The following is a 13,569-nucleotide window of genomic DNA, read 5'->3' as shown; positions in this document are numbered from 1 at the left end:
GTGCCGTCGTTCGGATCCTGTTGCCAGGTACTTCTGCTACCAGGACAAGGACACTCTGGTACCCGTCTGCGGGGCGGCTCAGGCTCTGGAGGGTGACTGAAACCATCGCTACCCCAGCCGCCGGACGGAGTGCCGCGGCACCCGGCGCGCTCGGTTCGCTCGGGCTGTTCACCGTGCTGATCGGCGCGGCGCTGCCCCTCGTCGACTTCTTCATCGTCAACGTCGCCCTGCCCACCATGGGCCAGGACCTCGGCGCGAGCGAGTCGGTCCTCGAACTCGTCGTCGCCGGGTACGGGCTCGCGTATGCCGTGCTCCTCGTGCTCGGCGGCCGGCTCGGCGACCTCTTCGGCCGGCGCCGGCTCTTCCTGTGCGGCATGGCCGCCTTCGGGCTGACCTCGCTGGTCTGCGGCCTCGCGCCCGACGCCTGGTCGCTGGTCGCGGCGCGGATCGCGCAGGGCGCGGCGGCCGCGGCCATGGTGCCGCAGGTGCTCGCCACCATCCAGTCCGCCACCGAGGGACCGCGCCGCGCCAGGGCCATGAGCCTCTACGGCGCGACCGCCGGCCTGTCGATGGTCGCGGGCCAGATCCTCGGCGGCGTCCTCGTCGCCGCGGACCTCGCGGGCAGCGGGTGGCGGTCCGTGTTCCTGGTCAACGTGCCCGTCGTGCTCGTCGGCCTGGTGCTTGCCGTCCGGGCCGTCCCGGAGACCCGCTCCCGGCGTCCGGAGCCCGTGGACGGACCCGGCACCGTGCTGCTCGCCGCCGCCCTGCTGGCGCTGCTCGCCCCGCTCACCGAGGGCCGGGCCGCGGGCTGGCCGCTGTGGACCTGGCTGTCGCTGGCCGCGTTCCCGCTGCTGGCGGGCGCGTTCTACGCGGTGGAGCGGCGGGCCGACCGGCAGGGCCGAACGCCGCTGGTGCCGCCGAGCCTGTTCGCGCTCACGCCGCTGCGCCGCGGGCTGCTGCTCATGGTGCCGTTCTCGATCGGGTTCAGCGGATTCATGTTCGTGGTGGCCGTGGCGTTGCAGCGCGGGGCCGGGCTCGGTCCGGTGCCGGCCGGACTCACGCTCGCGCCGATGGCCTCGGCGTTCTTCCTGGCCTCGCTGGCCGGACCCCGGCTGGTGACCCGGTTCGGGGCCCGGGTGGTGACCGCCGGTTCGCTGCTCCAGGGGCTGGGCGTCGTCCTCCTCATCCTCGCGGTGCGCGCGGACTGGCCGGACGTCGGCTTCGTCGAGCTGCTGCCGGGCGCGGCGGTCGCCGGTACCGGCCAGGCGCTCCAACTGCCCGTCGTCATGCGGATCGTGATGTCGCAGGTGCCGCCGGAGCGGGCGGGCGTCGGCAGCGGTGTGATGGTGACCACTCAACAGGCCTCGCTGGCCCTGGGCGTGGCCACCCTCGGCACCCTGTTCCTGTCCCTGGTCCCGGGGATGGGCATGCGGGACGCCCTTGTCACCACGCTGGCCGTGCAGTTGGCCGGGGTGGTCGTGACGGCGCTGTTGAGCCTGCGGCTGCCGCGCACGGTGGGGTGAGGTCCGGCCGGTGTCCCTGTTGATGTTGGTCTTGCTGCACACTCCTTGCTGCGCGGGTTCCTCGACCGCGCGGCCGGACTCGATGTCCTCGGACGCACGACGAGACGCAGGAGACGTCATGCTGGAGATCAACACGAGCAAGGTGAGCCGCTGGGACCAGCACGGGCGGGAGCACATCGTCAGGGTGCGGCGTGCGGGGGCGCGGCGCACGATCGAGTGCGACACGTGCGGCTGGCGTCAGGGGGCGCAGTTCCTGCCCTGGCTGAAGGCCCAGGAGCACCTCGCCGAGGCGCACCAGGCGACGGTGGATCCCACGGAGAGCCGCGAGCAGGGCCGCTGAGCGCTCCGCTGGATGTGCCGCGATGTGCCGTCGTTTCGGTGCGGCACCATCGTGGCTGGTCGCTCCCCCACTCTCGGCTGCGCTCGAGCGGGGGGACCCCCACCGCGGCGGAGCCGCAGATGTCAGCGCCCCGCGCCCCTTCAGGGCGCTGCCGAACCGCAACCGACTTCGCCCGAACCGCTTGGCAGCGCCGTCGGCCGCGCCGCGATGAGTTGCGGGTGCCCGGGGAGTCGTACCGGTGAAGAGTGAAGCCGAAGACTCCCACCGGAAGGCCGGCCCATGAGCGCTCCGCACCAGCCCCCGCACCGGAACCTGCGCAACACCTTGCGACAGTACGTCGACGACGGGACCGTCCCGGGCGCTGTGGCTCTGGTGGCCCGGGGGGACGAGGTGGAGGTGGTGGCGGCCGGGTCGCAGGACGCCGACGGCTCCGCCCCGATGACCCGGGAGTCCCTCTTCCGTCTCGCCTCGATCAGCAAGCCGATCACGGCGGCGGCGCTGCTGACGCTGGTGGAGGACGGCACCGTCGCCCTGGACGCGCCGGCCGCCGAGTGGCTGCCCGAGCTCGCTGCCCCGCTGGTGGTCCGCACCCCGGCCGTTCCCCTGGACGACGTGGTCCCGGCGGCCCGCCCGATCACGGTCGAGGATCTGCTGAGCTCGCGCCCCGGCTGGGGCTTCCCCGCCGACTTCTCCTTCCCGGCCGTCCAGGCGCTGTTCCAGGTGCAGAAGGACGGCCGCGCCCCGCAGGCGTTCCCGGACCCGGACGCCTGGCTGGCGGACCTGGCCCGCGTCCCCCTGCTCCACCAGCCGGGCGCGGCCTGGCTGTACGGCACGGCGTCCGATCTGCAGGGGGTGCTGATCGCGCGGGCGTCGGGCCGTCCGCTCCCGGAGTTCCTCGCGGAGCGGATCTTCGAACCGCTGGGCATGACGGACACGTCGTTCGAGGTGCCGAAGGAGAAGCGGGACCGGTTCACCACGGCGTACCGTCCCGACGGCGTCGGCGCGCTGGAGGTGGCGGACACTCCGGACGGCGAGTGGAGCAGCGTGCCGAGGTTCCCGTCGGGCGGCGGGGGCCTGGTCTCGACGGCCGACGACTGGCTGGCCTTCGGCCGCCTCCTGCTGAACGCGGGCGAGGCGAACGGCCGCCGCGTCCTCTCCCCCACCTCGGTGAGCCGTATGACGTCCAATCATCTGACGGCGGCCCAGCGGGAGGGCGCAGCCCTGTTCCTGGAGGGGCAGGGCTGGGGCTACGGCGGCAGCGTGGACGTCGCCCCGGTCGACCCGTGGAACGTTCCGGGCCGCTACGGCTGGGTCGGCGGCACGGGCACGACGGCGCACATCGTCCCGCACACGAGCACGGTCACCGTCCTGCTGACCCAGGTGGCGATGGAGAGCCCGACGCCCACACCGCTGATGCGGGACTTCTGGCGGTGCACGACAGGACGCTGAGGCTGCTGAGGCTGCGGCAGGAGGGCCGCGGCCGGTGCTGCCTCAGGTCGGGGAAGCCGGAGGGGACTGCGTCCGCAGGCCGTCCAGCAGCAGGTCCACCAGGGCCTTGAAGTCGTCGTTCGCCTCCGGGCGTTCCCACTCCCGGAAGTAGACGGGGTCGTGGAAGCGGGCGGTGGCCTGGAAGACGGCGCGGGCGGCGACGGCCGGGTCGGGGGTGGCGAAGGCGCCGGTGGCGACCCCCGCCTCGATGATCGAGGTCAGCTGGCCGGTGAGGTCGTCGAGGTGGCCGCCGACCGCCGAGCCGTTCTCGCTGGTCAGCACCATGTAGGTGGCGAACAGCTCGGGGTCGAGGCCCGCCTTGCGGCGCTTGGCGTCGAGCAGGGCGGCGAGCCAGTCGCGCAGCCGGTCCTCAGGGGTGCGGGTCTCGTCGGCGGTGATGCCCGAGAGCGTCTCCGAGGTGCGGTCCAGCCACCGTTTCGTGACCGCCTCGCGCAGCGCCGCCTTGGTGCGGAAGTGGCGGTAGACGCTGCCGTGGCTGACGCCGAGCGCGCGGGCCACGTCGACCACGGTGGCCTTGGCGGGGCCGTGGCGGCGCAGCACCTCCTCGGTCGCCTCGAGGATGCGCTCGGCGGTCAGGGTCTCGGTGGTCGGTGACATGCTCAGACCGTACCTGGCAGGGGAATCACGCCGGGAGGTGAGCCATCGCGGCCGCGGGGTAGCGCTCGCCCGCCGCGGCGTCGGCCGGCACGGCCTCCTCGATGGCGGCGAGGTCGGCCGCGTCCAGAGTGACCTCCAGGGCGCCGAGGGACTCCGTGAGCCGCTCCCGGGTGCGGGCGCCGACGAGGGGCACGATGTCCTCGCCCCGGCCGAGCACCCAGGCGATCGCGATCTGCGCGACGGAGACGCCCTTCTGCTCGGCGATCTTCCGCAGCGCCTCCACCAGGTCCAGGTTGTGCCGGAGGTTGTCGCCCTGGAAGCGGGGCGAGTAGGCGCGGTAGTCGTTCGCGGCGAGCTGCCGGTCGGCGGTGAAGTGGCCGGAGATCAGGCCCCGGGAGAGCACTCCGTACGCCGTGACGGCGATGCCCAGCTCGCGGGTGGCCGGCAGGATCTCCGCCTCGATGCCCCGCGAGATCAGCGAGTACTCGATCTGGAGGTCGGCGATCGGGGCGGTCGCGGCGGCCTTGCGGATCGTCTCGGCGCCGACCTCGCTGAGGCCGATGTGCCGGACGTACCCCTGCTCGACCAGCTCGGCGATCGCGCCGACCGTCTCCTCGATCGGCACGTCCGGGTCGAGCCGGGCGATGCGGTAGACGTCGATGTGGTCGACGCCGAGGCGCTGGAGCGAGTACGCGGCGAAGTTCTTCACCGCCGCCGGGCGGCCGTCGTAGCCCTCCCAGCCGCCGTCCGGGCCGCGCAGGGCGCCGAACTTCACGCTGACCAGCGCCTGCTCGCGGTGGGCGGCCGGGGCGGTGCGCAGCGCCTCGCCGACCAGCAGTTCGTTGTGCCCCATGGCGTAGAAGTCGCCGGTGTCCAGCAGCGTCACGCCGGCCTCCAGGGCCGCATGGATCGTCGCGATCCCCTCGGACCGGTCCGCGTCGCCGTACAGCGCGGACATGCCCATACAGCCGAGCCCCAGGGCGAAGACCTCGGGGCCGGTGGTGCCAAGGGTGCGGGTGTGCTCGTGGATCGTCATGACCGTCAGCATGGCATGACAGCTGACAGATTTCAATATCTGTCAGCTGTCATGCCATGCCGTGCCCTGTCATGCCCCGCCCTGCCCATCGACCCCTGTCCATCGACCCCTGTCCGTCGATGCGACGGCAGCGCCCGGGACCCGGACAATGGAGAGTGTCGGCGTGCAGTCACCTCGGCGGCGCCTGCCGTCGGCCGAGCGGCTCTGCGCCGCCGCGGGAGGCGCGTCATGACCATCCGTATCGGCACCTTCAACGCGGAGAACCTCTTCCGCCGTCCGAAGGCCTTCGCCCTGGAGAGCGACACCCAGCGCGACAAGGTCCTCGCCGACTTCGGCGAACTGGTGGCCCTCCTGGAGAAGGAGAGCTACTCGGACCTCGACAAGGACCGGATCCTCGCGATCGTCAAGGAGCACCGGGTCCTCGACTCCTCGCCGGACAGCCCCCGGCCGTTCTTCGTCAACGAGCTGAAGGGGACGGGCGGCAGACTCTTCGACGAGGACCCCACCCTCACGATCGCGGCCGCCGGCCGCGGGGACTGGGCCGGCTGGGCCCAGCTCGTGCGCGACGACCTCAGCTGGCCGGCCGTGCAGAACACCGGTCGGGTGGTGGCCGAGGTCAACGCGGACGTCCTGCTCATGGTGGAGGTCGAGGACCGCCTCGCCCTGGAGCGCTTCAACGAGAACGTCCTCGGCAAGACGCTGGGGCACCAGCCCTACCCGTTCAACCTGCTGATCGACGGCAACGACCCCCGCGGCATCGACGTGGGCGTCCTCAGCCGTCACCCGATCACCTCGGTGCGGTCGCACATCTTCGACCCCGGACAGGGCGGCCGGCGGCTCTTCAGCCGGGACTGCCCCGAATTCGAGATCTCCCTGAACGGCACGCCCCTGTGGATCCTGGGCAACCACCTCAAGAGCAAGCGGGGCGGCGGCGCCGGACTCCGCGCCCGCCAGGCCCTGCGCGTCCGGGAGATCTACGAGGCCGCCCTCCTGCGGTCGGCGCAGGTCGTCGTCGCCGGCGACCTCAACGACTTCATGGCCAGCGCCCCGGTCAAGACCCTGCTGGACGCCGGCCTGAAGGACGCGATGACGCACACCAGCTACACGGGAGACCCGGGCACCCACGGACCGGGCACACAGGACGACGACAAGATCGACTACCTCATGTTCCCGCCGGGGCTGTTCGAGCGCGTCGAGCACGTCGAGGTGGAACGGCGGGGCATCTGGGCCCCGAGGACCTTCAAGTCGTTCCCGACGGTCACGTCGAGGGCGACCCAGGCCTCCGACCACGCGGCGCTGTACGCGGACCTGGACCTGTAAAACACAGCGGGCCCCGCACCCCGGCGAGGGGATGCGGGGCCCGTGTCAGCGGGTCGGCGGGTCAGCAGCCGATCAGGCGGCCGGCCAGGTAGCCCTCGATCTGGTCGAGGGACACCCGCTCCTGCTTCATGGAGTCGCGCTCGCGCACCGTCACCGCGTTGTCGTCCAGGGTGTCGAAGTCGACCGTCACGCAGTACGGCGTGCCGATCTCGTCCTGGCGGCGGTAGCGGCGGCCGATCGCGCCGGCGTCGTCGAACTCGATGTTCCAGTTCTGCCGCAGCGCCTGGGCGAGGCCCTTGGCCTTGGGGGACAGCTCGGCGTTGCGGGAGAGCGGGAGGACCGCGACCTTCACCGGGGCGAGACGGTGGTCGAGGCGCAGCACCGTGCGCTTCTCCAGCTTGCCCTTGGCGTTGGGGGCTTCGTCCTCGACGTAGGCGTCGAGCAGGAAGGCGAGCATCGCGCGGCCGACACCGGCGGCGGGCTCGATGACGTACGGCGTCCAGCGCTCCTGGGCGTCCTGGTCGAAGTAGAAGAGGTCCTGGCCGGAGGCCTTGGAGTGCGCGGTGAGGTCGTAGTCCGTGCGGTTCGCGACGCCCTCCAGCTCACCCCACTCGTTGCCGCCGAACTGGAAGCGGTACTCGATGTCGGCGGTGCGCTTGGAGTAGTGGGAGAGCTTCTCCTTCGGGTGGTCGTACCACCGCATGTTCTCCTCGCGCAGGCCGAGACCGGTGTACCAGTTCCAGCGCTGCTCCATCCAGTACTCCTGCCACTTCTCGTCCTCGCCCGGCTTGACGAAGAACTCCATCTCCATCTGCTCGAACTCGCGGGTGCGGAAGATGAAGTTGCCGGGCGTGATCTCGTTGCGGAAGGACTTGCCCATCTGGGCGATGCCGAACGGCGGCTTCTTGCGCGAAGTGGTCTGCACCTGGGCGAAGTTGGTGAAGATGCCCTGCGCGGTCTCGGGGCGCAGGTAGGCGATGGAGCCGGTGTCCTGCGTGGGGCCGAGGTGGGTGGAGAGCAGACCCGAGAACTGCTTGGGCTCGGTGAACTGGCCCTTGTTGCCGCAGTTGGGGCAGTTGATGTCCGCCAGGCCGTTCTCCGGCAGGCGGTGGTGCTTGGCCTCGTACGCCTCTTCCAGGTGGTCCGCGCGGAACCGCTTGTGGCAGGAGGTGCACTCGGTCAGCGGGTCGGAGAAAGTGGCGACGTGACCGGAGGCCACCCAGACCTCGGGGGCCAGGATGACGGACGAGTCGATGCCGACCACGTCCTCGCGCGACGTCACCATGTAGCGCCACCACTGGCGCTTCAGGTTCTCCTTGAGCTCGACACCCAGCGGTCCGTAGTCCCAGGCGGCCTTCTGGCCGCCGTAGATCTCACTGCAGGGGAATACGAAGCCACGGCGCTTGCTCAGGCTGACGATGGTGTCGATCTTGTCGGCGGCCACGGTGCTCTCTTCATAACGACGACGGGCGACGAAGCGAGGTGCTTCCAGCGAAGACTTCAGGGTACCGGCGGGGGCTCCCCCTCAACCAAATCGGTGCCCTGCCGGAACCTTGTTGACAACGGTTTCCATATTTGTTGAAAATGACTGTCATGAACGTACGACGAGTCATATCCGGCACCGCGATCGCCGCTGCCACCGCTCTCGGCCTCGGCACCCTCTCCGCCTGCTCGACCGACAGCGCGGCCGCTGCGAACACGGACAAGTTCGACGTCGTCGCGTCGTTCTATCCGATGGCCTACCTCGCCGAGCAGATAGGCGGGGACCATGTGCACGTCACCAGTCTCACCCAGCCCGGCCAGGAGCCGCACGACCTGGAGATCAGCGCCAAGCAGACGGCCGCCCTCCAGGAGTCCGACGCGGTCCTGTACCTGAAGAACCTCCAGCCCTCCGTCGACGACGCGGTGGCCCAGTCCGAGATCAAGACGAAGATCGACGCCGCCTCCCTCACCACGCTGGAGAAGCACGGCAACGAGGTCGGCGGCCACGCGGCCGAGCACGACGACCACGAGAACGAGGAACTGGCCGGTCTCGACCCCCATATCTGGCTCGATCCGGTGCGCTACGCCGAGGTCGCCGCGGGCGTCGGCAAGGCCTTCGAGAAGGCCGACCCGGACCACACGGCCGACTACAAGACCAACACCGCCGCCCTCGTGAAGAAGCTCGGCGAGCTGAACACGAAGTTCGAGACCGGGCTCGCGAACACCAGGACCAAGGTCTTCGTCACCACGCACGCCGCCTTCGGCTACCTCGCCGAGCGCTACGGCCTGACCGAGGAGGCCATCAACGGCCTCGACCCCGAGTCGGAGCCCAGCGCCGCGCGCGTCAAGGAGCTTGAGAAGATGGCCAAGGCCGACGGCGTCACGACCGTGTTCTACGAGACGCTCGTCAGCGACAAGACCGCGAAGACCATCGCCTCCGACGCGAACCTCAAAACCGACGTCCTCGACCCGATCGAGGGCATCACCGAGAAGTCCCGGGGCAAGGACTACTTCGCGGTCCAGGAAGCCAACCTCAAGGCGCTGCAGACGGCCCTGGGAACCAAGTGAAGCTCCAGTGATCTCTACGGAGGGCGTCATGGACGCGAAGCGGGTCGGAAAAAGTCGGCTGCGGTCCGGCAGCGCCCTGAAGGGGCGCGGGGAACTGCGCGACCGGCCACGATGGCGCCGCGGCGGAACGACGGCACATCGCGGCACTTCCAGCGGAGCGCTCAGCGTCGTCGACGCGCAGGCCGAGCCCGTCAGCGCGCAGGCCGTCATCTCGCTGCGCGGGGTCCGGGCCGACCTCGGCTCGCGCCCGGTCCTGCGGGGCATCGACCTCACCGTGCGGCGCGGCGAGGTCGTCGCCCTGCTCGGCGCGAACGGCTCCGGCAAGTCCACGGCCGTGCGCAGCGTCATCGGCCAGGTGCCGGTCGGCGCCGGGGAGATCGAGCTGTTCGGCACCCCGCAGCGCCGGTTCCGGGACTGGGCGCGGATCGGCTACGTCCCGCAGCGCACCACGGCCGCGGGCGGCGTCCCCGCCACGGTGACGGAGGTCGTCTCCTCGGGCCGCCTCTCGCGCACCCGCTTCGGCGTCTTCCGCAAGGCCGACCACGCGGCCGTCCGGCACGCCCTGGAGCTCGTCGGCATGGCCGACCGCGCCAAGGACAACGTCGACGCCCTCTCCGGCGGCCAGCACCAGCGCGTGCTGATCGCCCGCGCGCTGGCCGGCGAACCCGAGCTGCTGATCATGGACGAGCCGATGGCGGGCGTCGACCTGGCCAGCCAGGAGGTCCTGGCCCGGACCTTGCGGGACCAGGTCGCGGCGGGCACGACGGTCCTCCTCGTGCTGCACGAACTGGGCCCCCTGGAGCCCCTGATCGACCGGGCGGTCGTCCTGCGCGACGGCTGCGTGCTGCACGACGGCCCGCCCACCCCGGCCACCGGCCAGCACGCCCTGCCCGGCCACGACCACGTCCACCCCCACGCGCCCGCCGGCGCCGAGCCGATCCACACAGGACTGCTGAGCTGATGGACCTCCTGAACTACGCCTTCATGCAGCGGGCGCTGCTCGCCGCGGTCCTGGTCGGCATCACCGCCCCCGCCGTCGGCATCTACCTCGTCCAGCGCCGCCAGGCCCTCATGGGCGACGGCATCGGCCACGTCGCGATGACCGGCGTCGGCCTCGGCTTCCTGCTGTCCTGGTCCCCGGTGTGGATGGCCACGGCCGTCTCCGTCGCCGGCGCGGTCGCGATGGAGCTGATCCGCTGGTACGGCAAGACCCGCGGCGACATCGCCCTCGCCATGCTCTTCTACGGCGGCATGGCCGGCGGCGTCATGTTCATCAACCTCGCCCCGACCGGCTCCAACGCCAACCTGACGTCGTACCTGTTCGGCTCGCTGTCCACGGTGTCGGAATCCGACGTCACGGCGATCTGTCTGCTCGCGGCCTTCGTGGTCCTGGTCACCGTCGGCCTGCGCCGCCAGCTCTTCGCGGTCAGCCAGGACGAGGAGTTCGCCCGGGTCACCGGCCTGCCGGTCCGCGCCCTGAACCTGCTGACGGCCGTCACGGCGGCGATCACGGTGACGGTCGCCATGCGGGTGGTGGGCCTGCTGCTGGTGTCGGCCCTGATGGTCGTCCCGGTGGCCGCCGCCCAGCAGCTCAGCCGCAGCTTCGCCGCGACCTTCGCGATCGCGGTGGCGATCGGCGTGAGCGTGACCATCGGCGGCACGGTCACCTCGTACTACCAGGACGTCCCGCCCGGAGCGACGATCGTCCTGCTGACCATCGGCGCGTTCATCGTGCTGGGGGTGCTGGCCGCCCCGCTGGCCCGCCGCCGCGCCCGCGCACTGGCCGCGGCGCAACCCGCCGGAGACCCGGCGGAGTGCGCCATTCCGGCCACCCGGGGATCGGGGGGCGAGGTCGGCGTCTGACCGCGCACAGGCCGGACTGGCACAATGGCCCGGCAAGCCGCAGACGTGAGGAGGCAACGGTGACCACCGCTGGACCGCCCGTGAAGGGCCGCTCCACCCGGCAGCGCGCCGCCGTGGCAGCGGCGCTCGACGAGGTCGACGAGTTCCGCAGCGCGCAGGAACTGCACGACATGCTCAAGCACAAGGGCGACTCCGTCGGTCTGACGACCGTCTACCGCACGCTGCAGTCCCTCGCCGACGCGGGTGAGGTCGACGTCCTGCGCACCTCGGACGGCGAGTCCGTGTACCGCCGGTGCTCCACCGGCGAGCACCACCACCACCTCGTCTGCCGCGTCTGCGGCAAGGCCGTGGAGGTGGAGGGCCCGGCGGTGGAGACGTGGGCGGAGGCGATCGCCGTGGAACACGGCTATGTGAACGTCGCGCACACGGTGGAGATCTTCGGCACGTGCGCGGAGTGCGCCGCGCGGTAAGCCGTCCCTGGGCGCTTGCAGCCCCGGGCCCCCGCTGCGCTGGAGAGCATGCGGATCAGTTGACTTGCTCCTTGGGCGAAGCCCGAGGATTCCGGCCGTCCCTTACCTGGTGCTGTGCCGCTGCGCGGCACGGGCCGTGGGTGGGATTCCATGGCTTCCTGTTTCGTCGCGCCGTGCCCCGCCCGGTAAGGGGTGGGGTCCTACCTGCGCTCCACAGGCTGATGCCGCCAGTCCGGCGGCCTTGATGCTGCGTGCAGCGTTGACGTCCCGATCATGGACGGTGTCGCAGGCCGGACAGGTCCATTCCCTCACGGACAGGGGCTTGGGCCCGTCGCGGTGGCCGCAGGCCGAGCAGGTCTGGCTGGTCGGCTCGAACCGGCCGATCTGCACGAAGGTGCGCCCGTACCGCTCACACTTGTACTTGAGCATGGTCACGAACATCGACCAGCCCGCATCGTGCACGCTCTTGGCCAGCCAGGTGCGCGCGAGTGCACTGACCGCCAGATCCTCCACCACGACCGCTTGGTTCTCACGGACGATCTTCGTGGACAACTGCTGGCAGAACTCCTTGCGCGCGTCGGCAACCTGCGCGTGGGCGCGAGCGACCTTCAGCCGGGCCTTGATCCGGTTCTTCGACCCCTTCTGCTTGCGGGACAGGACTTGTTGGGCCTTCTTCAGTTTTTTCTCCGCGCGGCGCAGGAACCTCGGGGAGTCGATCTTTGTACCGTCGTCCAGGACAGCAAAGTGGGTGAGGCCAAGGTCTATGCCGACGCTGGAGCCCGGCGGGGCGTCGGGGAGGGTGGCAGCATCCGTGTCGCCGTCCGTGTCGATGACGAAGCTGGCGAAGTATCGGCCGGAGGCGTCCTTGATGACGGTGACCGAGGACGGCACCGTCGGCAAGGGACGCGACCACTTGACCTTCACCTCGCCGATCTTGGGCAAGAGCAGCTTCCCCGTCCCAGTGATCTTCCAGCGGGCGTTCGCGGTGAACCGGATCGCCTGCCGCGCGTCCTTTCGCGACCGGAACCTGGGCTCTCCCACAGGCGGGCCCTGGCGTTCGCCCTTGAGGGAGGCGAAGAAGTTTGCGTACGCGGCGTCCGCATCCCGCAGGGCCTGCTGCAGAACAACGGCGGACACTTGGCCGAGCCAGTACCGGTTACGGTGCAGCTTGCCCCGCGTGATCAGGGACCGGGACAGCGTCTTGAAGGTCGGATAGGCCGCTCCTGCCGCATACGCATCCTGGCGGGCCCGCACGGCGTCGTTGAACACGACGCGGGCGCACCCGAACGCCCGAGCCAACGCGCCTTGCTGACCAGGCTCCGGGTACAAGCGAAATCCGTACCGAAGCTGCATGTCGTTGATCGTAGGAATCTGCCCGGCACCGCCGCTACGGAGAACATACGTGCCAACTGTCACCGCCTTGCGGGCCAGCCTGGTCCGCTCCGCCAGACCGACACCACGACGCTCGGGTCGCCATGATGGAGGCGGCTAGGAAGTGGCCTGCTGGTCTGGAGTCCTTCCCTCCATGGCCAAAAGTTCCTCATTGGGGATCGCGCCGCCGAACCGACGGTCCCGGGAGGCGAACTCCACGCAGGCCCGCCACAGGTCACGACGGTCGAAATCCGGCCACAACACGTCCTGGAAGACCATCTCCGCGTACGCGCTCTGCCACAGCAGGTAGTTGGAGGTGCGCTGCTCGCCGCTCGGCCGCAGGAACAGGTCGACGTCCGGCATGTCCGGGTAGTACAGGTACTTGGCGAGGGTCTTCTCATCGACCTTGGAGGGGTCGAGCCGGCCCGCCTTCACGTCCTCGGCGAGCGCCTGCGCGGCGTCCGCGATCTCGGCCCGGCCGCCGTAGTTCATGCAGAAGTAGAGGGTGAGCAGGTCGTTGTCCTTGGTCTGCTCCTGGGCGACCTGGAGCTCCTTGGCGACCGACTTCCACAGCTTGGGCATCCGGCCCACCCAGCGCACTCGGATGCCGAGCGAGTCGAGCTGGTCGCGGGACTTGCGGATGAAGTCCCGGTTGAAGTTCATCAGGAAGCGGACCTCGTCGGGCGAGCGCTTCCAGTTCTCGGTGGAGAAGGCGTACAGCGAGATGTTCCGCACGCCCATCTCGACACCGCCCTGGAGGACGTCGAGGACCTGCTCGGCGCCGACCTTGTGGCCCTCGGTGCGCGGCAGCCCGCGCTGCTTGGCCCAGCGGCCGTTGCCGTCCATGACGATCGCCACATGCTCGGGGATGAGCTCGCCGGGAAGCTTCGGCGGGCGCGCGCCGGAGGGGTGCGGCTCCGGCGCCGTGTACTCCCGCCGCTGCCGCCCCAGGAACCCACGTACGACCATGTTGTCTCCGTCTCCCCTACT

The 13,569-nt window shown here is 70.6% G+C and carries 13 protein-coding genes; 8 read left to right on the top strand and 5 right to left on the bottom strand.

Going from position 1 to position 13,569, the window contains the following annotated elements; genetic code table 11:
- Window positions 1-92 precede the first annotated feature (92 nt).
- The 3 genes from ACWCPF_RS05255 (at window position 93) to ACWCPF_RS05245 (ending at window position 3,312) form a co-directional block, all read left to right on the top strand.
- Window positions 93-1,523, top strand: a complete 1,431-nt coding sequence (locus ACWCPF_RS05255) for an MFS transporter (RefSeq protein ID WP_451043595.1) — start codon at window positions 93-95, stop codon at window positions 1,521-1,523.
- A gap of 118 nt (window positions 1,524-1,641) precedes the next feature.
- Complete coding sequence (locus ACWCPF_RS05250) at window positions 1,642-1,863, top strand: hypothetical protein (protein WP_451043594.1); 222 nt, start codon at window positions 1,642-1,644, stop codon at window positions 1,861-1,863.
- Between the two features lie 279 nt (window positions 1,864-2,142).
- On the top strand, window positions 2,143-3,312 hold the full coding sequence (locus ACWCPF_RS05245) for a serine hydrolase domain-containing protein (RefSeq protein ID WP_451043593.1): 1,170 nt from the start codon (window positions 2,143-2,145) through the stop codon (window positions 3,310-3,312).
- A 42-nt stretch (window positions 3,313-3,354) separates the two neighbouring features.
- Here ACWCPF_RS05245 and ACWCPF_RS05240 read toward each other — a convergent pair whose 3' ends face one another.
- Window positions 3,355-3,969, bottom strand: coding sequence for a TetR family transcriptional regulator (locus ACWCPF_RS05240; RefSeq protein ID WP_451043592.1), 615 nt, complete (start codon window positions 3,967-3,969; stop codon window positions 3,355-3,357).
- Window positions 3,970-3,994: 25 nt separating this feature from the next.
- Window positions 3,995-5,005, bottom strand: coding sequence for an aldo/keto reductase (locus ACWCPF_RS05235; RefSeq protein WP_451043591.1), 1,011 nt, complete (start codon window positions 5,003-5,005; stop codon window positions 3,995-3,997).
- Between the two features lie 228 nt (window positions 5,006-5,233).
- Between ACWCPF_RS05235 and ACWCPF_RS05230 the strand changes: the two genes are divergently transcribed.
- Window positions 5,234-6,325 carry an endonuclease/exonuclease/phosphatase family protein gene (locus ACWCPF_RS05230; protein ID WP_451043590.1) on the top strand — a complete coding sequence of 364 codons (1,092 nt, stop codon included), beginning with the start codon at window positions 5,234-5,236 and terminating at the stop codon, window positions 6,323-6,325.
- Window positions 6,326-6,386: 61 nt separating this feature from the next.
- Here ACWCPF_RS05230 and ACWCPF_RS05225 read toward each other — a convergent pair whose 3' ends face one another.
- Window positions 6,387-7,769: a glycine--tRNA ligase gene (locus ACWCPF_RS05225; RefSeq protein WP_451043589.1), complete on the bottom strand. Its 1,383-nt coding sequence runs from the start codon at window positions 7,767-7,769 to the stop codon at window positions 6,387-6,389.
- A 149-nt stretch (window positions 7,770-7,918) separates the two neighbouring features.
- Here ACWCPF_RS05225 and ACWCPF_RS05220 point away from each other — a divergent pair, with 149 nt between their 5' ends.
- The 4 genes from ACWCPF_RS05220 to ACWCPF_RS05205 are packed head-to-tail and all read left to right on the top strand — an operon-like array spanning window position 7,919 to window position 11,208.
- On the top strand, window positions 7,919-8,875 hold the full coding sequence (locus ACWCPF_RS05220) for a metal ABC transporter substrate-binding protein (RefSeq protein WP_451043588.1): 957 nt from the start codon (window positions 7,919-7,921) through the stop codon (window positions 8,873-8,875).
- A gap of 28 nt (window positions 8,876-8,903) precedes the next feature.
- Complete coding sequence (locus tag ACWCPF_RS05215; RefSeq protein WP_451043587.1) at window positions 8,904-9,836, top strand: metal ABC transporter ATP-binding protein; 933 nt, start codon at window positions 8,904-8,906, stop codon at window positions 9,834-9,836.
- Window positions 9,836-10,738 carry a metal ABC transporter permease gene (locus ACWCPF_RS05210; RefSeq protein WP_451043586.1) on the top strand — a complete coding sequence of 301 codons (903 nt, stop codon included), beginning with the start codon at window positions 9,836-9,838 and terminating at the stop codon, window positions 10,736-10,738. Before ACWCPF_RS05215 ends, ACWCPF_RS05210 begins: the two co-directional genes overlap by 1 nt.
- Window positions 10,739-10,797: 59 nt before the next feature.
- Window positions 10,798-11,208: a Fur family transcriptional regulator gene (locus ACWCPF_RS05205; protein ID WP_451043585.1), complete on the top strand. Its 411-nt coding sequence runs from the start codon at window positions 10,798-10,800 to the stop codon at window positions 11,206-11,208.
- Between the two features lie 102 nt (window positions 11,209-11,310).
- Here ACWCPF_RS05205 and ACWCPF_RS05200 read toward each other — a convergent pair whose 3' ends face one another.
- Both ACWCPF_RS05200 and ACWCPF_RS05195 read right to left on the bottom strand, forming a co-directional pair.
- Entirely contained in the window at window positions 11,311-12,561 is a 1,251-nt protein-coding gene (locus ACWCPF_RS05200; protein ID WP_451043852.1) for an RNA-guided endonuclease InsQ/TnpB family protein, read from the bottom strand.
- A 135-nt stretch (window positions 12,562-12,696) separates the two neighbouring features.
- A complete protein-coding gene (locus tag ACWCPF_RS05195; RefSeq protein ID WP_451043584.1) occupies window positions 12,697-13,548 on the bottom strand; it encodes an isoprenyl transferase in 852 nt (283 codons plus the stop codon).
- Between the last annotated feature and the right edge of the window lie 21 nt (window positions 13,549-13,569).

Source organism: Streptomyces sp. NPDC001858 (assembly GCF_053594615.1).
This window is presented reverse-complemented; position numbering and strand designations above follow the sequence as displayed.